Consider the following 23,380-nt stretch of genomic DNA (forward strand, 5'->3'; position numbering starts at 1 on the left):
CGGTATGCCGGAATCAGCGCACCGGCGTAGCGGACGTCAAAACAGTCTAAGGGGAAAACGCGCCGCCGGGCGCTTAAGTTTCCCCCGCTTTTCATTGTGCAATCATCTGCCCGCGATTGCATCCCGGGGCCGGGCCCGCTTCAGTCCTGTTCAGGCTCCCCCGGCACGGGTGCCGCTTCACCGGTGAACAGTGCCTCCGGGATAAGCTGTGCGGCGGCGTCGGGCATGCGCAGTCCCAGGTGCTCCCAGGCTGCCCGGGTGGCAATGCGGCCGCGGGGCGTACGGCCCAGCAGCCCCTCACGGACCAGATAGGGTTCGGCAACAGTCTCCACGGTCTCCGGCTCTTCGCCGACGGCGATGGCCAGGGTGGACAGGCCCACCGGCCCGCCGCCGAACTTGGTCACCAGGGCGTGCAGCACGGCCCGGTCCAACCGGTCCAGGCCACGCTCGTCCACTTCGTACATATCCAGCGCGGCTCCTGCGGAGCGGGCATCGATCTGGTCGATTCCGTGGACGAGCGCCCAGTCCCGGACCCGCCGCAGCAGGCGGTTGGCGATACGCGGGGTCCCGCGGGAGCGGCCGGCAACCTCGGCGAATCCGGCGGAATTGACCTTCATATCCATCAGCATCGCGGAGCGGCGCAGCACCAGTTCGAGCTCAGCGGTGGAGTAGAACTCAAGGTGCCCGGTGAAACCGAACCGGTCGCGAAGCGGACCCGGCAGCAGGCCGGCGCGGGTAGTCGCCCCCACCAGGGTGAAGGGCGGAAGGTCCAGCGGAATGGCCGTGGCGCCGGCGCCCTTGCCCACCACAATGTCCACCCGGAAGTCCTCCATGGCCATGTAGAGCATTTCCTCGGCGGGCCGGGACATCCGGTGAATTTCGTCCAGGAAGAGCACTTCGCCCTCCGTGAGGGAGGAGAGGATGGCTGCCAGGTCTCCGGCGTGCTGGATCGCCGGGCCGGAGCTGATGCGCAGCGGGGCGTTCATTTCGGCGGCGATGATCATGGACAGCGTGGTCTTGCCCAAGCCGGGAGGGCCGGAGAGCAGCACGTGGTCTGCGCTGCGGCCGCGCAGGCGGGAAGCTTCAAGGACGAGGGACAGCTGTTCGCGGACCCGCTTCTGGCCAACGAAATCATCGAGGTTCTTCGGCCGCAGGGCCGCTTCAATGGCCTTGTCGTCCGGATCGGGAGCCGCGGCCGTGAGTGCTTCGGAGGCTGCCACGCTAGCCTGCCCGCTGCGGGGACCGGGCGCGGGCGCCGTCCTGGCCCAGGCGGCGCAGGGTCAGCCGGAGGATTTCAGCCACGTTGCCCGCAGCCGCCGCTTCGGGGTGTTCGGCGGCCGTCGCTTCAACCGCAGCCGCGGCGTCCTTTTCGGACCAGCCCAGGCCGGTCATTGCGGACAGGACCTGGTCATTCCAGGCGGGCACGCCGGCCGGCGCTTCCTCGGTACCGAGCGGAACCAGTTTGTCCGCCAGTTCCAGGACAATCCGCCGGGCGCCCTTGGGGCCGATTCCGGGAACCTTGCTAAAGGCCTTGTCATCACCCGTGGACGCGGCAATCCGCACTGCTTCGGGCGTGTGGACGGCCAGGACCGCCAGCGCTATCCGGGGACCAACGCCGCTGACGCCCAGCAGCGTCTCAAAAACTTCACGCTCCCCCGGCTCGGCGAAGCCGAACAGGGTCATCGAATCCTCACGGACAATGAGGGCTGTGTGCAGCAGCGCTTCGGAGCCGGTCCGCAGGGACATGAGGGTCTGCGGAGTTGCCTGGACGGCCATGCCGATGCCGTTGACGTCAATGACGGCGGAGGCGGTGCCGACGTAGGTTACGACGCCGCGTAGGGAGGCGATCATAGGGAAACTCCGTGCTTTGATCCGGGAACGAAATAGAACATATCTACGAACAGCCTACTGTCCCGGCCCGGGATTGCCGGAACTTTAGCGGTGTGCGCGTTTCGCCTTGGCTTCCGCTTCGGCCCACAGCCGCTGTGCCGGAGTGAGGCCGGAGGACGCCGGTCCACCGCCGGAGGACGCCGATCCCTGAGTCGCTGCCTGTCCGGGTCCCACCGCTCCGCGTCGCCAGGCGTGGGCGATGGCCAGTGCGAGGGCATCGGCGGCGTCGGCCGGGCGCGGCATTTCGGTGAGCCGCAGGATCTTGGTGACCATCCGGCCCACTGCTTCTTTGTTGGCTGATCCTGAACCGGTAACGGCGGCCTTGACCTCCGTGGGGGTGTGCAGCGCAACCGGAATCCCCCGGCGGGCGGCGGCGGCAATAACGACGCCGGAAGCCTGGGCCGTGCCCATGACTGTGCTGACGTTGAGCTGGCTGAAGACCCGCTCCACGGCAAGGACATCCGGAGTATGCGTATCAAGCCAGAGCTCAATCGCCTCTGAAATGGCCAGCAGCCGGGCGTCGAGGGCAGTGCCGGCTTCCGTGCCGGCAACCCCCACGGCCACCATGGTGGCGCGGCGGTTGCCCTCGACGTCGACTACGCCCAGTCCGCAGCGGGTCAGTCCCGGGTCAACACCCAGAACCCGGAGAGGCACGCGGTGCTCAGTCTTCTTCGAGCTGCGCGAAAACGTCCGCGGAGATATCGGCGTTGGAGTAGACGTTCTGGACGTCGTCCAGTTCTTCCAGGGCGTCCACGAGCTTCATGAACTTCCGGGCGGCGTCGGCTTCCAGATCCACCAGCATGGAGGAAATGAACTCGACTTCGTCGGTCTCGTACTCGATGCCGGCCTCTTCCAGGGCTGCCACCACGGCACGCAGGTCCGAGGGGTCGCAGTGGATCTCGAAGTTGTCGCCGGACTCCTTGACCTCGTCAGCACCGGCGTCGAGCACGACCATCAGCAGGTCGTCTTCGGTCAGGTCCTTCTTGGGCAGGGAGACAACGCCCTTGCGGTTGAACATGTAGGAAACGGACCCGGGGTCCGCCACGGAGCCCCCGTTGCGGGTGATGGCGAGGCGGACTTCGGATGCGGCACGGTTCTTGTTGTCCGTGAGGCACTCGATCAGCACGGCGGATCCCTGGGGTCCGCGGGCCTCGTACATGATTTCGGTGTAGTCAACCACTTCGCCGGTCAGGCCGGCGCCGCGCTTGATGGCGCGGTTGATGTTGTCGATGGGTACAGAAGTCTTTTTTGCCTTCTGTACAGCGAGTTCAAGGCCGGGGTTGCCAGCCATGTCCGCACCGCCGGCACGCGCTGCTACTTCAATGTTCTTGATCAGCTTGGCAAAGGACTTGGCACGCTTGGCATCAATAACGGCCTTTTTGTGCTTGGTAGTTGCCCATTTCGAGTGGCCCGACATGCTTACGCGTCTCCTCTGATCATCTGGATAAATAGTTCGTGGATGCGGCGCTCCCCCGTTACTTCAGGATGGAACGAGGTGGCCAGCAGTTTTCCCGAACGCACTGCGACAATTCTAGCGACTGAATCTTCTGCACCATTTCCAGCACCCGATCCGCCGTCTCCGGCCGGGACCTGCGCAAGAACCTGCACGGAGGAGCCTACCTTCTCCACCCACGGTGCCCGGATAAAAACTGCGTGCACATTTTCGGCTTCCTTCGCCGGGTCCTGGCTCGGCAGGGATTGAACCCCGGCAAACGGAAGACTGATTTCAAAGGACTCACGCTGCCGGCCGAATGCGTTGCGGCGCACCACTATGTCCAGCCCGCCCAGGGTCTGCTGCGGAACACCCGCGGCATCCAGTGCCGGGTCGGTGATTCGTTCCGCCAGCAGGATCATGCCGGCGCAGGAGCCGTAGACCGGGAAGCCTGCAGCGATTTTTGCCCGCAGCGGTTCGGCGATTCCGTAGAGGCGCATCAGCTTGTCGATCGTGGTGGATTCCCCGCCTGGCAGCACCAGCCCGTCCAGGGCATCGAGTTCAGATGCGCGGCGGACCAGCGTTGTGCGTGCACCCGCCGCTTCCAGCGCGTGTACGTGTTCGCGGACCCCGCCCTGAAGTGCCAGCACTCCCACCAGGGGTGCCGCGGCGTCCCGCGGCGTGATTTCGGTCATTGGATCATTCTAGGTTGCTTGCAGCTTCCCGGCCCGGTCCGTGACGGTGGGATATATTCGGTATCCATGAGTTCTTTCTCCATTTTGGTCGGCAAACTGGTCCGCGGCGCCTCCCGGCTGCGCGGCGGAGGCTCCGCCCTTCCCGGCCTCGTGGTGGAGAAAATCGACCCGAATTTCATCCGCCGCACACTCTCCACCCTGCCCCTCGGCGTCGCCGTCGTCTCCGGTACCAACGGCAAGACCACCACCACCAAGATGGTTGTAGAGCTGCTGGAGGGCCAGGGCCTGAAGGTTTTCACCAACCGGACCGGGAGCAACTTCACCCGCGGCGTGGCCGCTGCTCTGCTTGGCGAAGTGAACCTGCGCGGCCGCCTGGACGCGGACATCGCCGTCCTGGAGCTGGACGAAGCCCACGCCGTGCACTTCGTGAAGCTCATCCAGCCGCGCTATGCCCTGCTGCTGAACGTGCTGCGCGACCAGCTGGACCGCTTCGGCGAAATCGACAAGACCACCCGGCTGCTGGAACAGATCGCGAAGGCGACCACTGAAACCGTGGTCCTCAACCGCGAGGATCCGCGGGTGGCGTCCATCGCTGACTCCCTGGCCGGCCCGAAGGTCGCCTACTTCGGCCTTGATGCCTCGCTGCGCAGCACCTTCCCGAACGACGACGAGATGCGCGGCTCGCGCTCCGAAGCGATCGCAGCCGCCCAGCCCGCCGACGTCGTGCTTACCCGGGTTGCCGAAACCGAGGCCGACTTCCTGGTTGACGGCACCCCCACCACCACCGGGCTGAAGCTTCGCGGTGTCTACAACATCTTCAACGCGGCAGCCGCGCTGACTTTCGCCCGGCAGATCCTGGGCGCCAAGGCGGACCGGACCGCGCTGTTCGAGTCGCTGTCCAACGTTGAGCCGGCCTTTGGCCGCGGCGAGTCCCTCACCGTGAACGGCGCACCCCTGGAACTGGTGCTGGTGAAGAACCCCTCCGGCTTCCGCCTGGGCCTGAAGTCCTTCGCTGCTCACGGCTACGCGACCATGATCGCGATCAACGACAACTACGCTGACGGCCGGGACATGTCCTGGCTCTGGGATGTGGACTTCGAAACGCTTTCCGGAGGCGTGGACATGGTTACCGGGGTCCGCGCCTACGACATGGCGCTGCGCCTGCGGTACGACGATGTTCCCGTGCGCGAGGTCATTCCGGACATCCCCGATGCTTTGGCGAAGTTCATCGCCGGTGCCGGCACACAGCCCATGCGCATCTTCTGCACCTATACCGCCATGCTGGCCGTGCGGCGCGAACTCTCCAAGATCACGAAGGTTGAGGTGGTCTCATGAGCCGCGACATCCACATTGTTCAGCTCTATCCGCGGGACATGAACATCTACGGTGACTGGGGCAACGTCCTGGTCCTGAAGCAGCGCCTGAAGTGGCAGGGATACAACCCGGTAGTCACCGAGTACAACCCGGGCGACGAGTTCCCTGCCGATGCCGACCTGATTGTTGGCGGCGGCGGCCAGGACAGCGGCCAGGTGGTGATCCAGCAGGACCTGCAGGCCCTGGCGCCTTCTCTGCGGGCCATGGCGGACGACGGCCTGCCAATGCTGGTGATCTGCGGCCTCTACCAGCTCTTTGGCCGGTTTTTCAAAACGCACGACGGCGTCCTTATCCCGGGCATCGGCGTGCTGGACATCGAAACCCACGGCGGCGCGGACCGGCTGATCGGCAACGTGCTGTCCGTGAGCGAAGAATTCGGCGAGATCCACGGCTACGAGAACCACAGCGGCCAGACCTTCCTGGGTCCGGATGCGAAGCCGCTGGCACGGGTCCGCAAGGGCGAGGGCAACAATTCCAAGGACGACACCGAGGGCGCCCGGTACAAGAACGTGATAGCCAGCTACCTGCACGGTTCGCTGCTTCCCAAAAACCCTGCGATTGCGGACTTCCTGATCGAGCAGGCCGTCACCCGGCGCTATGGTTCCTACGAGCCGGTACCTGTTGCGGATGCGGACCTTGCCGAGCTTGCCCGCCTTTCCGAGCTTGCCCGTTCCCACGCTGCGAACCGTCCCCGGTAGATTCCGGGCCTGCTGCGCGCCTGGGCGACGCCGGAAGCGCGGGCAGGGCTCGAGCCCGACGGGAACCTTCGGGGAGCCCCCGTCCTTTAGCGCCCTGCGCCGTCAACCCTCGGTGAGTTCCGGTCCTTTAGCGCCTTGCGCCGTCAACTCTCGTTCAGCTGATGTCCTTATGAGGCGCTCAAAGCGACGTTACCTCCCCGAGCGTTCTGGGATACCCCCTCGAAAGTGCAGCATCTCCCCGAAGGTTTCCGTGCCTGGCGACCCATCCGACCTCCCCCCAGGTCTGAGATTCCCAGCCGACGTTACCGGTGTGACGGATGTGGCCCCATCATCCCCATCCGCAACGACCCGTGGGAACCGTGGACACGTCCCGATGAAGGTGACGCTACAAGACCGCCGGACGGGCCGGGTTAGGCGGCTTTAATACTCGAAGCGAGCTCTGCGAGCGAAGAGTTTCGTTGCCGCCGTTCCGGTCCGCCCGGCGGGGCCCAGACAGACCGGCACCCGGCGGCTAACGAACCACCCGGTACCGCAGATGCACGCCGCTGCCGTACGCCGCGTCCTCAATAAGTTCCAGGTTCACCCGCTGGTTCAGCCCGCCGAACAGGGTGATCCCCGCTCCGAGCAGAATGGGCACCACGTGCAGCTGGATCTCGTCCACCACCCCGAGCTGCAGGCACTGCCGTGAGATCCGTCCGCCGAGCAGGCTGACTGCCTTCTCCCCCGCGTCAGCCTTCGCCATTTCCAGGGCACTGCCAATCTCATCCACGACGAACGTGTAGGTCACCCCGTCCTTCACCACGGGCTCCGCCACGGAGTGCGTCATCAGGTAGACCGGCACTCCCGGCAGGCCGCCGTAAGGCTCCTCGCCGTCCTCGACGGTCCGGGCCCGGTTAGCCCCACCGACGACGGCGCCAATCTCACCGACGACCCGGTTCACCAGCACGGTGTCCTCGTCGGTCGCGTCAACGTCGAACATCCAGTCCACTCCGCCGTCCGGATCGGCCATGTACCCGTCCAGCGTTACTGTCGCATGAATCAGAACCTTTGCCATGACGAACTCCCTGCAGCATGCCGGACCACCGGCGGACTTAGGCTTTGCTCGCCGTTTTACCGTCCGGCCAGCCGCCGCGTCCACCCCCTTCGCACAAGACCTGACGGGCGCGGGCAATGAGGCGAAGCGCTACGAACCCGGCGAAGGCCAAGCGGGCCCAAGACTCAACGCACGGCAACGTCCTCCGACACCAGCCACTCATGCGCCCCGTCCTGCCCCGCCCCCATGGACTCCACCACGGGGATCGTCCGCTGCCGCACCTCCGCCTGCTGCGCCTGCGACGCACACGCCCCCTGCGGCAGGTCCGCGGCAACAGAGCACCACCGGTAGGGATCGCGCACAATGACCGACGGCGCCCAGGCGAGATCGCTCACCCGCCACTTCGCGCCGTCGTTCTCCTGGACAAACTGGGCCCGGACTATCAAGCCTTCGTTGTTGACCGCGTACCAGGGTGAGAGCTCCGTGACCGCGTTGCCCAGGCCGTAGACAATCCAGGTGCCGTTGTAGTTCTCGATCGGCAGTACGGAGTGCGTGTGGTGCCCGTAGATCAGGTCGAACTGGCCGCTGTCCGCCAGGGCGTGGGCGGTTTCGATCTGTTGGGAGTTGGGCATCGAGGCATACTCGTCGCCGGCGTGGACAGCGCCGATCACAATGTCCGCACCCTGTCCGCGGGCAGCCTGCGCCCTGGCAATCATGTCCGCGGCGTCGAGCATGTCCACCTGCCACGGATAGTCGGCCTCGAGGCCGTTCAGGCCGTACGTCGCCTCGATGATGCCGATCCGGGCACCCGATGTATCCATAATGAGCGGAATTTCGGACTCCGCCTCGGTCGTGTAGGAACCCGTATGCTCCAGCCCCAGTGAATCCAGCACGGCGAGGGTGCGGTTCAGGCCCTCGGTGCCGGCGTCGACGGTGTGGTTGCTCGCCGTGGTGCACCCCTGGTAGCCGACGGCCGCGGCAGCGGTGAGTATCTGCGGCGGCACGTTGAACATCGGGTAGCCGGCGTACGGACCCCCGGCTTCGGCTACCGGGGTTTCCATGTGGCAGACGGCAAGGTCCGATCCGGAGATGTAGGGCCGCATTCCCTCCAGCAGCGGTTCGAAGTCCAGCGGCTGGTTTCCGGTGGTCCCGGCGTCTGCGCGGGCCTGGTCCCAGAGCTGGGGATGCACCAGCAGATCCCCCGCCAGCATCACTGAGGTGCAGCGAAGCCCGGGGCATTCGGGCCCGGCACCCGGGGTCATGGAGGGTTCGGGGGTTGGTTCCGCGGATGGAGAGGACGACGGCGGTGCGTCGGGTGCCTGCCCTTCCTCCTGTACGGCCGTGCAGGCGCCAAGTGCCACTACTGATGCCAGCCCCAGCACTGCCAGCAGCTTCCCGGTATGGGAAGCAAGTGGGCGGTGTCCGTTCATCATTCCCCCGAATGTGTTGTCCTTGTGCCCTGCACGGCCCAATGCGGCCGAGGATGAGCATACGCGGCCCGTCGGCTGGTTGAGCAGGCCACGCTGTGAAAGTGTTTATTTCCATGAGCAATGCCCTACTTTCACCAAGCACCCTGCCGTATGGCCTGCCGGATTTCGCGGCCATCACCACCGCCGATCTTCTCCCGGCTTTCACGTCCGGGATGGAGGAACAGCAGGAGGAGATCCGTGCCATCACTTCCACCCCGGAGCCTGCGGATTTCGAGAATACGATTGCTGCCCTGGAGCGTTCCGGCCAGGTTCTGGCCCGGACGGTGTCCGTGTTCTCCAACGCTGTGATGTCCCATGCGACGGAGGACGTCCAGGCCCTTGAGCAGGAAGTAAGTCCCCTGCTGTCGGCGCACCAGGACAGCATTTACCAGGACCCCGCGCTGTTCGAGCGTGTGAACGCCGTGCCCGGGAAGGGCTTGGACGATGAATCTGCCCGGCTCCTGGCGGAATACCGGCGGCGGTTCGTGCGTGCAGGGGCGGCCCTCGACGACGCCGGGAAGGCACGGATGCGGGAGCTGAACAGCCGGTTGTCCGAGCTGGGCACCACCTACTCCCAAAGGCTGCTCGCGGACACGAACGATTCAGCACTGGAGCTGGACGATGAAGCGGAACTCCAAGGCCTGGCGCCGGAGGACATCGCTGCGGCTGCCGCTGCCGCGAAGGCAGCCGGTTCCAGTGCGAACTACCTTCTGACTCTGATCCTTCCCACTCCGCAGCCGGCCCTGGCGAAGCTGAAGAACAGGGACGTCCGGAGACGGCTCTTTGAGGCCTCCGTTCACCGCGGGTTCCGGGACAACGAGAACTCCACGCTGTCCATTGCAGCGGAAATCGCGGCCCTGCGCGCTGAACGGGCGGCCCTTCTCGGGTACGAAAACCACGCTGCCTATGCTGTAGAGGACCAGACGGCGCCCACCACCGCAGCCGTGGAGGAAATGCTCGGCAGGCTTGTTCCGCCCGCTGTCCGGAACGCAGCTGCCGAGGCCGAGAAGCTGCAGGCCGCTGCGGCGCGTGACGGGATTGAGGACTTCCAGCCCTGGGACTGGGCGTACTACTCCGAGCAGGTTCGGCGTGAGGATTACGCCGTGGACCTGGAGGCGCTGCGCCCCTGGTTCGAGCTTGAAAGCGTTCTGCACGACGGCGTCTTCTACGCCGCCAACCGGCTCTACGGCATCACCTTCACCGAGCGGCCGGACCTCACCGGCTACCACCCCGACGTCCGGGTCTGGGAGGTCAAGGACGAGGACGGCACGGGTCTGGGCCTGTTCCTGGGCGACTACTTCACCCGGGACACCAAGAGCGGCGGCGCCTGGATGAACGAACTGGTGTCCCAGTCCCGGCTGCTGGGCCACCAGCCGGTAGTGGTCAACAACCTGAACATCTCCAAGCCGGCAAACGGTGAACCCGCCCTGCTGACCTTTGACGAGGTGGTTACGGCTTTCCACGAATTCGGCCATGCCCTCCACGGCCTGTTTTCCGACGTCGGGTTCCCCCTGTTTGCCGGAACGGCGGTTCCGCGCGACTTCGTGGAGTACCCGTCCCAGGTGAACGAAATGTGGATGCTCACGGATGAGGTTGCCGCCAACTTCGCCCGGCACTACCAGACCGGAGAACCGCTTCCCGCAGGCCTGCTGCAGAAGGTCCGGGATGCATCCTTGTGGGGTGAAGGTTTCCGGACCACCGAATACCTTGGTGCCACGCTGCTGGACTGGGCCTGGCACGTGCTTCCCCCCGGACAGGACCCTGTTTCGGATCCGGAGGCCTTTGAACACAAGGCACTCCTGGACGCGGGGATCGATCCGGCACTGGTTCCGCCGCGGTACCGCACCGGCTACTTCAAGCACATCTTCCCCGGAGGCTACTCCGCCGGCTACTACTCCTACATCTGGAGCGAGGTGCTCGACGCGGACACGGTGCAGTGGTTCACCGAGAACGGCGGCCTGGCCCGCGCCAACGGTGATGCGTTCCGAAGCAAGCTGCTTTCGAAGGGCTACTCCCAGGATCCGCTGCAGTCCTTCCGCAACCTGCGCGGGCGGGATGCGGACCTCGCTCCCCTGCTGGAACGCCGGGGCCTGTCCTGAAAACGATGCCCACCATTGCCTCCTGCCAGCGCCTGCAGCACACCTGGTTCTCGGCCCTCGCGTCAGCGACCGGCGGCCGTTCCTTCGGCACCCATGAGTCCCGGTGGGTCTGGCTCCCGGCGCGCCGCCAGCTGATGCTCATGTTCCCGGAGGAAATATCGCCGGCGGGAATCCGGCCCGGGCTGGCCGAAGGGTCCCGGCTGGGAGCCTCCTCGGTCACCGCCTGGCTGGGCGGTTCAGTGGACAACGCACCGCTGGAGACGTTCGGTTTCCGCCGGGGGCCACAGACCTGCTGGATGACCGCACCCGTGCGTGCTCCCCAGGCCTGGTCCGCAGAGGGCGCCTCGGTTGAGGTGCAGCCGCGGGAGGTTTCCGGGGCCGACGCCGAGGAACTGAGGGTGGGGCACTCGCAGCCCCGGCAGGCCTGGCACATTGCTGCCCGGGATTCCGCGCGCATGACCGGACGGGCCTACGCCTTCTATCCCACCGGCGTCGCCGGCCTGTCCAAGGTGGCCGGGATCTTCTCCCTGGCCGTGGGCACGTCCAGCCGGCGCCGCGGCTTCGGCACCGCGCTGCTCAGTGCAGGAGCTGCGGCGGCGGAGGCTGCCGGTGCCGAACACCTGGTAGTGAACGCAACGGCTGCGGGCCAGGACCTCTGCTCAGCGCGGGGATTCTCACTGGTGGGCCGCGGTCGGACGTATTCAATGGCACTGGGCTAGGAAACCAAAAGCGCACCGGCACCGAGGAAAACCCGGTGCCGGTGCGCTTTTGCTCTAACGCTCTAACGCTTTGGCGCTTACCAGCCGCGCTCGGCGAGGCGGTGCGGCTGCGGGATCTCGTCCACGTTGATGCCAACCATGGCTTCGCCGAGGCCGCGGGAGGCCTTGGCGATCTCATCCGGATCATCGTGGAAGGTGGTGGCCTTGACGATCGCGGCTGCACGCTGGGCGGGATTGCCTGACTTGAAGATGCCGGAACCAACAAACACGCCGTCGGCGCCGAGCTGCATCATCATCGCGGCATCGGCCGGGGTGGCAATACCGCCGGCGGTGAAGAGGACCACGGGGAGCTTGCCGGCCGAGGCCACTTCCTTGACCAGTTCGTACGGTGCCTGCAGTTCCTTCGCGGCGACGTAGAGCTCGTCCTCGGGAAGCGAGGAAAGCCGGGCAATCTCAGTGCGGATCTGGCGCATGTGCATGGTGGCGTTGGAAACATCACCCGTTCCCGCCTCCCCCTTTGAACGGATCATGGCGGCGCCCTCATTGATCCGGCGGAGCGCTTCGCCCAGGTTAGTGGCACCGCAGACGAAGGGAACGGTGAACTTCCACTTGTCGATGTGGTTGGCGTAGTCGGCCGGGGTCAGGACCTCGGACTCGTCAATGTAGTCGACGCCGAGGGACTGCAGGACCTGGGCCTCGACGAAGTGTCCGATGCGGGCCTTGGCCATGACGGGAATGGAGACGGCGTCGATGATGCTGTCGATCATGTCCGGATCACTCATCCGGGAGACACCGCCCTGCGCGCGGATGTCTGCCGGAACCCGTTCCAGGGCCATAACGGCAACGGCGCCGGCGTCTTCGGCAATCCGTGCCTGTTCGGCGGTGACGACGTCCATGATGACGCCGCCCTTGAGCATCTCAGCCATGCCGCGCTTCACACGGCTGCCGCCGGTTGAAGCGGAGGGCTGGGACGGTGTTTCTGTAGGCATGACAAGGCTCTCTGGTAGTACGGCAGGAAAGCCAATAGTAAGCCCGCGTACAGCTTTCAGAGCGCCTTCGCTACGTATCTTTACCCAGGTCTTTATCCAGGCCCGGTTCCAGGTCCTCACCCGCGACACCGGCTGCGGACTGCCGGCGAACCGTGCCCATGCGCTGGGCGATGGTGACGCAGCTGGCCAGGCACAGTGCCACCAGGACAACCAGCAGTACTACTTCCGGGATCCCGAGGCCAACCAGGCCGGTGGCGGTCAGCAGGAAGACCAGGCGCTCAGCCCGCTCGGCCAGCCCCACGTTGGCGTCGAACCCGAGTGACTCGGCCTTGGCCCGGATGTAGGAGACCAGCATGCCCAGGACCAGGCAGATGATGGCGGCAACGCCTATCGCGTCGTTGCCGCCTCCGGTGAAGAACCAGATGCTTACTCCGGCAAACAGCGCGCCGTCGGCAAACCGGTCCAGCGTGGAGTCCAGGAAGGCGCCCCACTTGCCTTTGCGCTCCTGCTGGCGGGCCATGATTCCGTCAATGACGTCGGAGAACACAAAGAGCACGATGAAGATCGTGCCCCAGAAGAGCTGGCCCAGCGGATAGAACACCAGGCCCCCGACCATAACGCCGAGGGTTCCGATGATGGTGACTGCATCCGGTGAGACCCGGTGCCGGATCAGCCAGGAGGCAATGGGGGTAAACAGTGCGGTAAAGAAACCGCGGGCATATTTGTTCAGCACGTTCTAAGCCTCGTCGGTTCCGGCGGCAGCGGACGGGCCGCCGGAAGAAGTTTCGTCAGCAGAGGCAGGCCAGGCATCGGCAACCATTTGCCGTACTTCGCCCAGGGTCTGCGTGATGGCCTTGGTATGGGCGATGATCGGCAGGAAGTTCCCGTCACCGCTCCAGCGCGGCACAATGTGCTGGTGCAGGTGCGCGGCAATGCCGGCGCCGCCAGCAGTTCCCTGGTTCATTCCCAGGTTGAAACCGGCAGGCGCTGAGACCTTCCGCAGCACGCGCATGGCGGTCTGCGTCAGGGCTGCGATTTCCGCCGTCTCCTCCGCGTCGACGTCGGTGTAGTCCGGTACGTGCCGGTACGGGCACACCAGCAGGTGTCCGGCGTTGTACGGGAACAGGTTCAGGATCACGAAGGCGTGCCTGCCGCGGTGGACAATCAGCGCTTCCTCGTCCGTGTGGGAGGGCGCGGTGCAGAACGGGCAGTTGTCCTTGGAGGAGACCTGGTCCTGCCCGCCCTTGATGTAGGCAAGGCGGTGGGGAGTCCAGAGTCGCTGGAAGGCGTCCGGCACTCCGGCGAGTTCGAAGTTGTCCGTCACATCGCCGTCGTGCGGATACTGTTCCCGGCTTTCCATCTGGACTCCCCCCGTACCGCTACTTGTCCCGGTTCCGGACGGCTTCGACGATCCGCTTCACGGCTTCCTCCACCGGCACGCCGTTGTCCTGGCTGCCGTCGCGGAAGCGGAAGGAGACTGCGCCGGCTTCGGCGTCCTCACCGCCGGCGATCAGGACGAAGGGGACCTTCTCCTTGGACGCGGTGCGGATCTTCTTCGGGAAGCGGTCGGTTCCGGCGTCGACCTCGGCGCGGATGCCGGCGGCCTTGAGCTTGTCCACGACGTCGTACATGTAATCGTTGAACGCTTCGGCAACGGGGATGCCTACTACCTGGACCGGAGCCAGCCAGGCCGGGAACGCGCCGGCGTAGTGCTCGGTAAGTACGGCCATAAAGCGTTCCACGGAGCCGAACAGTGCGCGGTGGATCATGACCGGACGCTGGCGGGTGCCGTCCGCAGCCTGGTATTCAAGTTCAAAGCGTTCGGGCAGGTTGAAGTCCAGCTGGATCGTGGACATCTGCCAGGTGCGGCCAATGGCGTCACGGGCCTGCACGGAGATCTTGGGACCGTAGAACGCGGCACCCCCGGGATCCGGAACCAGGTCCAGGCCGGAGGCTTCGGCAACCTCGGCCAGGGTGCGCGTGGCTTCTTCCCAGACCTCATCGGAACCGACGTACTTTTCCGGGTCCTTGGTGGAGAGTTCAAGGTAGAAGTCGTCCAGCCCGTAGTCCTTGAGCAGGTCCAGGACGAAGTTCAGGGTGTTGGTCAGCTCGTCCTTCATCTGCTCGCGGGTGCAGTAGATGTGGGCGTCGTCCTGGGTCATGCCGCGCACTCGCGTCAGGCCGTGGATCACGCCGGACTTCTCGTAGCGGTACACCGAACCGAATTCGAACAGCCGCAGCGGCAGTTCCCGGTAGGACCGTCCGCGGGAGCGGAAGATCAGGTTGTGCATGGGGCAGTTCATCGGCTTCAGGTAGTAGTCCTGGCCGGGCTTGGTGACCTCGCCGGTCTCCGGATCGGTGACTTCGTCAACGTGCATGGGAGGGAACATGCCGTCGCGGTACCAGTCAAGGTGGCCGGAGACCTCGTACAGGTGGCCCTTGGTGATGTGCGGGGTGTAAACGAACTCGTAGCCGGCCTCGGTGTGGCGCTGGCGGGAGTAGTCCTCCATGGCCTTGCGGATGATGCCGCCCTTGGGATGGAACACCGGCAGGCCGGAGCCTAGCTCGTCCGGGAAGGAGAACAGGTCCAGTTCGGTGCCCAGCTTGCGGTGGTCGCGGCGCTCGGCCTCGGCCAGGCGCTCCTGGTAGGCCTTCAGGTCGTCCTTGGTGGGCCAGGCGGTGCCGTAGATGCGCTGCAGCTGCTGGTTGGCCTGGTTGCCCAGCCAGTAGGCGGCAGCGGAGCGGGTCAGCGCGAAGGCGTTGGAAATCAGCTTGGTGTTCGGCAGGTGCGGGCCGCGGCACAGGTCGCACCAGACGACGTCGCCGGACTTGCGGTCAACGTTGTCGTAGATGGTGATTTCCCCGGCGCCCACTTCGATGTTCGCGCCTTCGCCGGCTTCCTCGGCGCCGTCCTTCTTGCCGAGGAGCTCAAGTTTGTACGGCTCGTTGGCCATGGCTTCGCGGGCTTCGTCTTCGGTGACCACGCGGCGCACGAATTTCTGGTTCGAGTTGACGATCTTCTGCATCATCTTCTCGAGGGTCTTCAGGTCTTCCGGGGTGAAGGGCTCTGCCACGTCGAAGTCGAAGTAGAAGCCGTCCTTGATGTACGGGCCGATGCCCAGCTTGGCGTCGGGGCGCAGCTGCTGGACAGCCTGGGCCATCACGTGGGCCGTGGAGTGGCGCAGCACGTTCAGCCCGTCTTCGGAGTCGATGGTCACGGCTTCGATGCTCTGGCCCGGAGCCAGCGCGGTGTCGAGGTCCTTCAGGACTCCGTCGACGCGCATCACAACGACTTCGCGCCGCTCAAAGAAGAGCTGAGCACCGGTGGTGCCAGTATCCACCGTGGTCTCTTCGCCGTCGACGATGAGGGTGAACTGTTCCGGCACTGACACGTTTGTCTCCTAGATTCGTTTGTACTGGCGCTTGAGCACGGGTTGGCCCGTGCAGCTAACGGCGCGCCCTTACGATGTTATCCGCTGTTCCTAAGCCCGACCAACCGGCCGCGCGGCTGGCCCGCCCTCTTTCCGGGGCCGTGTCCCGCGCCTTTTCCCGCCGCCCGCGGCAGGGGAAGGGAACCGGTATCTGCCAGGTCCCAGGCCTGGAGCGCCTGCAGGCTCATGCCCCGTGGTCCGGTGCGCCGGGTCAGTCCCCGGATCAGCATCAGCTCAGTGCCGAAGAGCAGCGGACCGGTTTTCTCCTGCGCCTCGGTGAAGAAAGTGCAGTCCACACAGCCGGTCCCGTCGTCCAGGCTGATGAAGACCACCCGGCGGCCTCCGCGCATCGGCGGGGTCTGGGTGGCCACCCGGATGCCCGCAACCAGGACCTCGGACCCGTTGCGCAGCCCAAGCAGGGATTCGGCCTTGGTCACGCCCAGGGCAGCGAGCAGCGGTTCGTAGCTGTCCACCAGGTGTGCGCTGACGTCGACGGCGAGCAGGTCCAGTTCGGTGCGGACCCGCTCCGGCAGTGTGGGCTCAGGCAGCTGCGGAACGAGGTTGGCCAGCTCGGTATCGCCCAGCGGAAGCGCCAGCTGGCCGGGAATCGGATCGTATTTGCGGGTTCCGGGTTTACCGGACGTTTCGGCCAGGTGCTGCAGCAGGTCCGCCCGGCTGCCGAGCGAACCGCTCTGGCGGGAAAGGGAATCGAAGGCACCAAGCTGGGCCAGCCGCTGGACCGACGGCCGGGAGAGCCTGGCGCGGGCGCGCAGGTCGGCCAGGGAGTCGAACGGCTGCCCGGCGGCGATGCGGCGGACTTCCGCGGCGGAAAGACCGTAAATCCCGGCGAAGCTGAGCCGGATCCCGAACCTCCCCGGACTGGCCTTGCGGCCCGGAGCCGCCGTTACGGGCGGAACCCATTCCACCCGGTACTGCTCGCCGCTGCGGTTGATGTCCAGCGGCAGGATGGGGATGCCCATGCGGCGGGCTTCTGCCACCAGCAGCCTGCGGGGGTACATGCCGGGATCATGTTCGAAGATTCCGGCGAGGAACGCTTCGGGATGGTGTGCCTTTAGCCAGGCTGACTGGTAGGTGGGTACGGCGAAGGCGGCGCCGTGGGCCTTGCAGAAACCGAAGCTGCCGAAGGCTTTCAGTGTTCCCCAGACGTTGTCGATGGTCTGCGCGTCGTAGCCGCGCTTTTCCGCTGCCTGCCGGAAGAAGTCCTCTACTCCCTGTTCGGCAGCAGGGTTGCCCAGCAGCCGGCGCAGCTCATCGGCCTTTGCCAGCCCGCAGCCGGTGAACACGTCGAAGGTCCGCAGCACCTGTTCGTGGAAGACCGTCACCCCGTGGGTCTCGGCCAGCACCGGGCGCAGCGATTCGTGCGGGTACACCGCCGGGGCCCAGCCGTGGCGGTGTTCCAGGAAGGGCCGAACCATGTCCGATTTCATCGGCCCGGGCCGGAAGAGGGAAATATCGATGATCAGGTCGTTGAAGTCCCGCGGTGCCATCTTGCCCACCAGCTCGCGCTGCCCCGGTGACTCGATCTGGAAGCAGCCCAGCGTGTGGGTGCTGCGGATCAGCTCAAAGGTGGGTTCGTCATCCAGCGGGACGGCATCCAGGTCGATCCGCCCGTCTTCGGCTATCCACTCCGGGCGCGCTTCGGATTCCTGGACGTGTCCGCCTGCCCGGGCGACGTCGTCTCCGCCGGAATGGACCCGGACCACCTCATTCAGGGCGAACGCCATGGCGGACTGCATCCGCACGCCCAGCACGTCCAGCTTGAGCATGCCCATGGGATCCATGTCGTGCTTGTCGAACTGGGACATTGGCAGGCCCAGGCCACTGGGCTGCACGGGCGTGCGGTCCAGCAGCGAGGTGTCCCCCAGGATCACCCCGCACGGATGCATCGAAATATGCCGGGGCAGCCGGTCCAGCCGTTCGGTGAGGTCCACCAGCAGGTCCAGCTGACGGTTCTGCTGCACGGCTTCGGCAACGCCGCGCAGTTCGGGTTTCTCGGCGAGCGCCTCACGGAAATGGCTCGCCGAGAAGCGCCACAGCGCCTTGGCCACGGCGCCGACCTCCTCATCGGGCAATCCCAGGGCCAGGCCGGCGTCGCGCACCGCCCCCCGTGCCCGGTAACCGTTCTGCATGCTCATCAGCGTGACCCGCTCAGCACCGAAGCGTTCAAAGATGCGGTGGTACACGTTGTGCCGTTCAGCGCTTTCAACGTCAATGTCGATGTCCGGCAGCGTGGAGCGGTCACGGGAGAGGAAGCGTTCAAAGATGAGGTCGTGCGCCAGCGGGTTCACGTGGCTGATGCCCAGCAGATAGTTCACCAGTGAGGAGGCACCCGATCCGCGTGCCGCCGCGCGCACTCCCATGTCCCGGATCATGGTGGAAACTTCTGCGACGGTGAGGAAGTAGGCAGCGAAGCCCAGCCGCTCGATAATCCCCAGCTCATGTTCCAGCCGGTTGCGCATGGCGGCTTCCGCTGCACCGCCCAGGTGCCCGAAGCGCCTGCCAATCCCGGCTTCGCAGCGTCCGCGCAGTTCCAGCACCGGTTCCGTGTCGATCCCTATGACCCCGGCTTCCGGGACCACGGGCTGCTTCCACCCCATGTCTGCGGCCGGGTCGATCCGGCAGGCATCGGCGAGCGCCTCGGTTCCGGCCAGCAGCTTTGCTGCCCCGGACCTCCCGTAGCCTGCTTCCCCGCTGATCTCTGCTGCAAGCGCGGCCATCTGCTTTCCCGGCTTCAGCCAGCCCTGCCCGTTGGGCTGCAGGTCCTGCAGCTGCGCCATGGACGTCAGGGCCCGGGCGGCGTCGAGCACGTCCGCGGTGGCGGCGCCGTCTTCATCCACGTAGCGCACCGCGTTGGTCAGTACGGCGGGAATGTTCATTTCGTCTGCCAGCCGGTACATCCGCACGGCATGGGCCAGGCTCAGGTTGGTGCCCGGGGCGCTGAGGTGCGTGACCACCTCCACGGCGAGCGCCGCACGCGGCATAACTCCCAGCCAGCGCCGGAACAGGGTACGGGCGACGGCGTAGCTGCGGCTGCGCATGGCGCGTCCGACGTCGGTGTGCGGGCCTACCAGCACACTCAGTACCGGCTCCCCGTCCCTGCCCGGCACCCGGGCGGCAAGCTGCTCCAGGGTGACGCCGGGCGGACGCCCTGCACGTCCCCGGGAGGGCGAGGTTCCCGCATGGGCATCTGAGATGAGCCGGCAGAGCGCGTGATAGCCCGCTCCCCCGTTATGCCCATGGGCAAGGATGACCGCGCGTCCGGTCACTTCCGCGTCTCTGCCTTCCCCGTCCAGGATTGCCAGGTCCACGCCGATAATCGGGTCTATGCCGGCGTCCATGCAGGCACGCAGGTGCTTGACCGTGCCGTACAGGCCGTCGCGGTCGGTGCAGGCGAGCGCATCGGCGCCGTCCGCTGCGGCGGCCTGGGCCAGCTCTTCGGGCCAGGAGGTGCCGTAGTGGGCGGAAAATGCCGTGGCGGCGTGGAGATGGGTAAAACTCATGGCACGGTACTCATGACACGGCACTAAGCGCTTTCCCGGAGGGCATCATGAATCCGGATCAGCCGCCAGGTGTTTGAGGCAGCCTGCCGGGAAATGTCCAGCGTGCGCAGCGGCGATCGCGGGCTCAGGCGGGCCTGGACCCGCCAGATCTCCGAATCCACCAGCCCGGGGCCGTGTCCGCGTTCTGCCCGGGGTTCTTCGTCCCACCAGCTGCGCCGTTCGTACCAGCGCACGGGATTAGCTGCGACCTTGTACGTCCTTCCCTGCCAGACAAGGCGCAGCGGTATGCCTGCGGGTGAGCACACCACCTCTACCGCTTCACTGAAAAGTCCCATGGCTGCCCCTCGCTGTGCCTGAAATTGGTATCCGGCCGGTGCCCGGAACCGATGCGTGCATCCTTTTCATACATCCTTTTCATACATCGGTTCAGGCAAAACCTGATTCGAACATATATTCGAATCTCCAGTGTACGACTGCTCTCTGACAATCGGCACGGTGCCCCCTAGGAAGCCGGTGGGAGTTTGGTTTACTCAGCCGCCGCCTCCACCCGGGACTGCGTCGAGAGCGGAACCTCGCGGATGAACAGGCACAGCACGCCCCCTGCTGCCACCAGCGGGATGCTGAGCAGGAAGATTGGCGGCAGTGCCGTGCCAAAGGCCGCACCGATTTCCTGCTGCACCGGGCCGGGCAGGGCCTGCAGGACCGCCGGCGTGAGCGAATTGATGCCCTCCGCCGGCAGCGTCCCCGCGGTGCCGGCGGGGGCTTCGGCAAGCTGGTCGGTCAGGCGCTGGATGAAGATGGATCCGAAGGCAGCAATTCCGAAGGAAGCGCCGATCTGGCGGAAATAGTTCGCGGCGGAGATGGCGGTGCCCATGTTCTTGGGCGGCACGCTGTTCTGCACGATCAGCACCAGGTTCTGCAGCAGCGCGCCGATGCCCAGGCCCAGCACCGCCATCCCGATTGCCGTGAACCAGTACGGGGTCTCCTGGGAGATCCGGGAGAGCAGTACCAGTCCGGTAATGACCATGGCGCAGCCGGCAACGGGATAGACCTTGTACCGTCCGGTGCGGGCGATCAGCTGCCCTGTCCCAATGGAAGTCAGCAGCAGGCCGGCCATCATCGGCAGCATCATCAGACCCGATTCGGTGGCGCTGGCCCCGTTGACCATCTGCAGGAACGTGGGCAGGTAGGAAATGGTGGAGAACATCGCTATTCCGACGGCGATGCCCGCCAGCACCGGGATCAGGAAATTCCGCAGCCGGAACAGGCCCAGCGGCAGGATGGGTTCACTCGCGCGGCGTTCCGCCCAGACAAACGCCGCTCCGGCCAGGAGGGCAGCCGCGGACAGGCCGAGGATCTGCGGGCTTCCCCAGTCATAGGTGGTTCCTCCCCAGCTGGTCACCAGGATCAGGGCCGTTGAGGCAACGGCAAGCAGCCCGGCACCGGCATAGTCCAGCCGCGGCCGGGACGTGGCCACCTTGGGCAGGTGCAGGGAGGTAATGACGACGGCGAGCGCGGCAGCTCCGATGGGCACGTTGATGTAGAACACCCAGCGCCAGGACCACGAGTCAGTGATCCAGCCGCCCAGCAGCGGCCCGCCGACGGACGCCAGGCCGAAGGAAGCTCCGATCAGCCCCATGTAGCGTCCGCGTTCGCGCGGTGAGACCAGGTCACCGATGATCGCCTGCGCTCCAATCATCAGGCCGCCGCCGCCGATGCCCTGGATTGCCCGGAAGGCAATCAGCTGGCCCATACTCTGCGACAGGCCGGAGAGGACGGATCCGAGGAGGAAAACTGCAATGGCGAAGATGAAGATGTTCTTGCGGCCAAAGAGGTCTCCAAGCTTGCCGTAAATGGGCAGGCCGATGGTCGCGGCCAGGATGTAGGCGGTCACTACCCAGGACAGATGTTCCAGCCCGTTCAGGTCTCCCACGATGGTGGGCAGGGCCGTGGCGACGATGGTCTGGTCCAGCGCCGCCAGCAGGACGGAGAGGACCAGCCCGGTGAATACCAGCACCCGCCCGCGCCGCGCGCCGTCGTCCTGCGCGCTCGCTGCAGCGTCCGGGACTGCCGGGATTGCCGCATGTGCACCAGGGACCATCAGCGCTGCGCCTCGCCTTCCAGCTGAACGTTGGCTGTCTTCGCCAGCGGTATCTCTCGAATAAAGAGCGTCAGCACGAAGGCGGCGCCCAGCGCTGGGATTCCGAGCAGGAAGATCGGGGGAAGCGCGGTGCCAAACGCGTCGGCAATGAAGTCTCGTGCCGGAGCCGGCAGCGCCTTGAGCTGGGACGGGCTAATGGAGTTCACCCCCTGGCTGGTCACCCCGCGCACGGCTTCAGGGGCGTTGGCCACCTGGTCGTTGAGCCGGGAGATAAACACCGAGCCGTAGACGGCGATTCCAAGCGTTCCGCCTATTTGCCGGAAGTAGTTCGCCGAGGAGACCCCTGTGCCCATGTTTTGGGGCGGAACACTGTTCTGCACGATCAGCACGACGTTCTGCATCAGCGCCCCGATTCCCAGGCCGAGTACGAACATGCCCAGCGCCGTGAACAAGTACGGAGTTTCTGCGGAGATGCGCGAGAGCAGCAGCAGCCCCAGGATCATCACCAGCGACCCCAGGATCGGATAGATCTTGTACCTGCCGGTGCGGGAAATGAGCTGTCCGGTTCCGATGGAGCTGAGCAGCAGCCCTGCGGTCATGGGCAGCATCATCAGCCCCGAGTCGGTGGCGCTGGCACCGTTGACCATCTGCAGGAAAGTCGGCAGGTAGGAAATGCTGCCGAACATCGCCAGCCCGACGGCGAGCCCCACCAGTGAGCAGACAACAAAGTTGCGGATCCTGAACAGCCGCAGCGGAAGGATTGGTTCCGGTGCCCGCAGCTCCACGGGAATGAACACCGCGATGGCCACCAGGGCTGCCGCACCAAGCCCAAGGATGGTCGGGGACGTCCAGGCATACGTGGTTCCGCCCCAGCTGGTGATGCCCACCAGTGCTGCGCTCGCAAACGCAAGCAGGATGGCGCCGGGATAGTCCAGTTTGATTCCGGCAGCGCTGCGCTTGGGCAGGTGCAGGGAGGTGATGATCAGTGCCAGGGCAATCGCCCCGAGCGGCAGGTTGATGTAGAACACCCAGCGCCAGGACCAGTATTCAGTCAGGTAGCCGCCCAGCAGGGGTCCGCTGACGGAAGCAACTCCGAAGGCTGCGCCGATCAGCCCCATGTACTTGCCGCGGTCGCGTGCCGAAACGATGTCCCCGATGATCGCCTGCGCGCCGATGATCAGCCCGCCGCCGCCAACGCCCTGCAGCGCCCGGTAGGCAATCAGCTCGCCCATACTGTGGGCCTGGCCCGATAGCGCTGATCCCAGCAGGAAGACCGCAATCGCAAAGATGAAGATGTTCTTGCGTCCCAGCAGGTCACCGAGCTTGCCGTAAATAGGCAGCCCGATGGTGGACGTCAGCAGGTAGGCGGTAATAACCCAGGACAGGTGCTCGAGTCCGCGCAGGTCGCCCACGATCGTGGGCAGTGCAGTGGAGACGATTGTCTGGTCCAACGCTGAGATCAGCACTGCCATGATCAGTCCGCTGAAGACCAGCGCCAGCTGGCGGCGGCTATGCGGTGCCGGGGCTCCCGGCCCGTGCCCGGGCGGCGGTTCAGGCGGTGCCGGGGATGCGGGCGCGGGTACCGTCTGGGAGGTCGACGCCGGTGACCCCAGGTCTGTGGCGGTCCGGGCCACCGGATGGATGGCTTCGGCTCCGTGGGCAGTGAATCGAGCGGCCAATGACGCCTCCTAGGGAAGTCATCCATGGATGGTCTGGAACCAAAACCCACTACCCATTCGACGCCCGCCGTCCGGCCAAGTCAACGGTCCGCAGCGGCCGATGGGAGCGGCCGCACCGGGAAGGGCAGGCGCCGCGGCGGCGGGTGTGAAGTTCCGTTGCCGGGATCTGCGCCCCGCCATGTGGGCATTGTTCCGCGGGTGGGCCGGGCGCAGACTTGCACTAAACCGCGGACCGGCCAGAGCGCCGGCG

General features: G+C 65.7%; 19 protein-coding genes. 4 read left to right on the forward strand and 15 right to left on the reverse strand.

Going from position 1 to position 23,380, the window contains the following annotated elements; all coding sequences use genetic code 11:
- Window positions 1–140 precede the first annotated feature (140 nt).
- The 5 genes from ruvB to pdxT form a co-directional block, all read right to left on the reverse strand.
- Window positions 141–1,220: a Holliday junction branch migration DNA helicase RuvB gene (ruvB, locus tag ABFX29_RS02020; protein WP_246167441.1), complete on the reverse strand. Its 1,080-nt coding sequence runs from the start codon at window positions 1,218–1,220 to the stop codon at window positions 141–143.
- A gap of 1 nt (window position 1,221) precedes the next feature.
- Window positions 1,222–1,851 carry a Holliday junction branch migration protein RuvA gene (gene ruvA, locus ABFX29_RS02025; protein ID WP_152227694.1) on the reverse strand — a complete coding sequence of 210 codons (630 nt, stop codon included), beginning with the start codon at window positions 1,849–1,851 and terminating at the stop codon, window positions 1,222–1,224.
- Between the two features lie 84 nt (window positions 1,852–1,935).
- Entirely contained in the window at window positions 1,936–2,544 is a 609-nt protein-coding gene (gene ruvC / locus ABFX29_RS02030) for a crossover junction endodeoxyribonuclease RuvC (RefSeq protein ID WP_152227692.1), read from the reverse strand.
- Window positions 2,545–2,551: 7 nt separating this feature from the next.
- Window positions 2,552–3,307 (reverse strand): YebC/PmpR family DNA-binding transcriptional regulator, encoded by a 756-nt coding sequence (locus ABFX29_RS02035; protein WP_152227690.1) that lies wholly within the window; start codon window positions 3,305–3,307, stop codon window positions 2,552–2,554.
- 2 nt (window positions 3,308–3,309) lie between these two features.
- A complete protein-coding gene (pdxT, locus tag ABFX29_RS02040) occupies window positions 3,310–4,017 on the reverse strand; it encodes a pyridoxal 5'-phosphate synthase glutaminase subunit PdxT (protein WP_152227688.1) in 708 nt (235 codons plus the stop codon).
- A 66-nt stretch (window positions 4,018–4,083) separates the two neighbouring features.
- Here pdxT and ABFX29_RS02045 point away from each other — a divergent pair, with 66 nt between their 5' ends.
- Window positions 4,084–5,352, forward strand: a complete 1,269-nt coding sequence (locus ABFX29_RS02045; RefSeq protein ID WP_152227686.1) for a Mur ligase family protein — start codon at window positions 4,084–4,086, stop codon at window positions 5,350–5,352.
- A complete protein-coding gene (locus tag ABFX29_RS02050; protein WP_152227684.1) occupies window positions 5,349–6,089 on the forward strand; it encodes a type 1 glutamine amidotransferase in 741 nt (246 codons plus the stop codon). Before ABFX29_RS02045 ends, ABFX29_RS02050 begins: the two co-directional genes overlap by 4 nt.
- A 511-nt stretch (window positions 6,090–6,600) precedes the next feature.
- Here ABFX29_RS02050 and ABFX29_RS02055 read toward each other — a convergent pair.
- On the reverse strand, window positions 6,601–7,143 hold the full coding sequence (locus ABFX29_RS02055) for a dihydrofolate reductase family protein (RefSeq protein WP_152227682.1): 543 nt from the start codon (window positions 7,141–7,143) through the stop codon (window positions 6,601–6,603).
- 164 nt (window positions 7,144–7,307) lie between these two features.
- A complete protein-coding gene (locus ABFX29_RS02060) occupies window positions 7,308–8,555 on the reverse strand; it encodes a CapA family protein (protein ID WP_246167438.1) in 1,248 nt (415 codons plus the stop codon).
- 110 nt (window positions 8,556–8,665) lie between these two features.
- Here ABFX29_RS02060 and ABFX29_RS02065 point away from each other — a divergent pair, with 110 nt between their 5' ends.
- Together ABFX29_RS02065 and ABFX29_RS02070 are read left to right on the forward strand one after the other, a co-directional pair.
- Window positions 8,666–10,690 (forward strand): M3 family metallopeptidase, encoded by a 2,025-nt coding sequence (locus ABFX29_RS02065; protein ID WP_152227679.1) that lies wholly within the window; start codon window positions 8,666–8,668, stop codon window positions 10,688–10,690.
- Between the two features lie 5 nt (window positions 10,691–10,695).
- Window positions 10,696–11,409 (forward strand): GNAT family N-acetyltransferase, encoded by a 714-nt coding sequence (locus ABFX29_RS02070; protein WP_152227677.1) that lies wholly within the window; start codon window positions 10,696–10,698, stop codon window positions 11,407–11,409.
- A 77-nt stretch (window positions 11,410–11,486) separates the two neighbouring features.
- Here the strand turns inward: ABFX29_RS02070 and pdxS are convergent, their stop codons facing one another.
- The 8 genes from pdxS to ABFX29_RS02110 all read right to left on the reverse strand — a co-directional run bounded on the left by pdxS (window position 11,487) and on the right by ABFX29_RS02110 (window position 23,130).
- Window positions 11,487–12,398, reverse strand: a complete 912-nt coding sequence (pdxS, locus tag ABFX29_RS02075; RefSeq protein ID WP_091604401.1) for a pyridoxal 5'-phosphate synthase lyase subunit PdxS — start codon at window positions 12,396–12,398, stop codon at window positions 11,487–11,489.
- Between the two features lie 70 nt (window positions 12,399–12,468).
- A complete protein-coding gene (gene pgsA / locus ABFX29_RS02080) occupies window positions 12,469–13,131 on the reverse strand; it encodes a phosphatidylinositol phosphate synthase (protein WP_152227675.1) in 663 nt (220 codons plus the stop codon).
- 3 nt (window positions 13,132–13,134) lie between these two features.
- Window positions 13,135–13,758 carry an HIT family protein gene (locus ABFX29_RS02085; RefSeq protein ID WP_152227673.1) on the reverse strand — a complete coding sequence of 208 codons (624 nt, stop codon included), beginning with the start codon at window positions 13,756–13,758 and terminating at the stop codon, window positions 13,135–13,137.
- Between the two features lie 19 nt (window positions 13,759–13,777).
- Window positions 13,778–15,790: a threonine--tRNA ligase gene (thrS, locus tag ABFX29_RS02090; protein ID WP_152227671.1), complete on the reverse strand. Its 2,013-nt coding sequence runs from the start codon at window positions 15,788–15,790 to the stop codon at window positions 13,778–13,780.
- 77 nt (window positions 15,791–15,867) lie between these two features.
- A complete protein-coding gene (locus ABFX29_RS02095) occupies window positions 15,868–19,350 on the reverse strand; it encodes a DNA polymerase III subunit alpha (RefSeq protein ID WP_152227669.1) in 3,483 nt (1,160 codons plus the stop codon).
- Between the two features lie 23 nt (window positions 19,351–19,373).
- Window positions 19,374–19,685 (reverse strand): DUF6504 family protein, encoded by a 312-nt coding sequence (locus ABFX29_RS02100; protein WP_055240935.1) that lies wholly within the window; start codon window positions 19,683–19,685, stop codon window positions 19,374–19,376.
- Window positions 19,686–19,876: 191 nt separating this feature from the next.
- Window positions 19,877–21,451, reverse strand: a complete 1,575-nt coding sequence (locus ABFX29_RS02105; protein ID WP_152227667.1) for an MDR family MFS transporter — start codon at window positions 21,449–21,451, stop codon at window positions 19,877–19,879.
- Window positions 21,451–23,130 (reverse strand): MDR family MFS transporter, encoded by a 1,680-nt coding sequence (locus tag ABFX29_RS02110; RefSeq protein WP_246167436.1) that lies wholly within the window; start codon window positions 23,128–23,130, stop codon window positions 21,451–21,453. Before ABFX29_RS02110 ends, ABFX29_RS02105 begins: the two co-directional genes overlap by 1 nt.
- Window positions 23,131–23,380 lie beyond the last annotated feature (250 nt).

The organism is Arthrobacter gandavensis (genome assembly GCF_039528575.1).
In the GTDB taxonomy this organism is placed as follows: domain Bacteria; phylum Actinomycetota; class Actinomycetes; order Actinomycetales; family Micrococcaceae; genus Arthrobacter_B; species Arthrobacter_B citreus_B.

Coding starts and splice junctions, on each gene's coding strand:
- ruvA (WP_152227694.1), bottom strand. CDS start 1,851: ATGATCGCCTCCCTACGCGGCGTCGTAACCTACGTCGGCACCGCCTCC.
- ABFX29_RS02035 (WP_152227690.1), bottom strand. CDS start 3,307: ATGTCGGGCCACTCGAAATGGGCAACTACCAAGCACAAAAAGGCCGTT.
- pdxT (WP_152227688.1), bottom strand. CDS start 4,017: ATGACCGAAATCACGCCGCGGGACGCCGCGGCACCCCTGGTGGGAGTG.
- ABFX29_RS02045 (WP_152227686.1), top strand. CDS start 4,084: ATGAGTTCTTTCTCCATTTTGGTCGGCAAACTGGTCCGCGGCGCCTCC.
- ABFX29_RS02050 (WP_152227684.1), top strand. CDS start 5,349: ATGAGCCGCGACATCCACATTGTTCAGCTCTATCCGCGGGACATGAAC.
- ABFX29_RS02055 (WP_152227682.1), bottom strand. CDS start 7,143: ATGGCAAAGGTTCTGATTCATGCGACAGTAACGCTGGACGGGTACATG.
- ABFX29_RS02060 (WP_246167438.1), bottom strand. CDS start 8,555: ATGATGAACGGACACCGCCCACTTGCTTCCCATACCGGGAAGCTGCTG.
- ABFX29_RS02065 (WP_152227679.1), top strand. CDS start 8,666: ATGAGCAATGCCCTACTTTCACCAAGCACCCTGCCGTATGGCCTGCCG.
- ABFX29_RS02070 (WP_152227677.1), top strand. CDS start 10,696: ATGCCCACCATTGCCTCCTGCCAGCGCCTGCAGCACACCTGGTTCTCG.
- pdxS (WP_091604401.1), bottom strand. CDS start 12,398: ATGCCTACAGAAACACCGTCCCAGCCCTCCGCTTCAACCGGCGGCAGC.
- ABFX29_RS02085 (WP_152227673.1), bottom strand. CDS start 13,758: ATGGAAAGCCGGGAACAGTATCCGCACGACGGCGATGTGACGGACAAC.
- ABFX29_RS02095 (WP_152227669.1), bottom strand. CDS start 19,350: ATGAGTTTTACCCATCTCCACGCCGCCACGGCATTTTCCGCCCACTAC.
- ABFX29_RS02100 (WP_055240935.1), bottom strand. CDS start 19,685: ATGGGACTTTTCAGTGAAGCGGTAGAGGTGGTGTGCTCACCCGCAGGC.
- ABFX29_RS02105 (WP_152227667.1), bottom strand. CDS start 21,451: ATGGTCCCTGGTGCACATGCGGCAATCCCGGCAGTCCCGGACGCTGCA.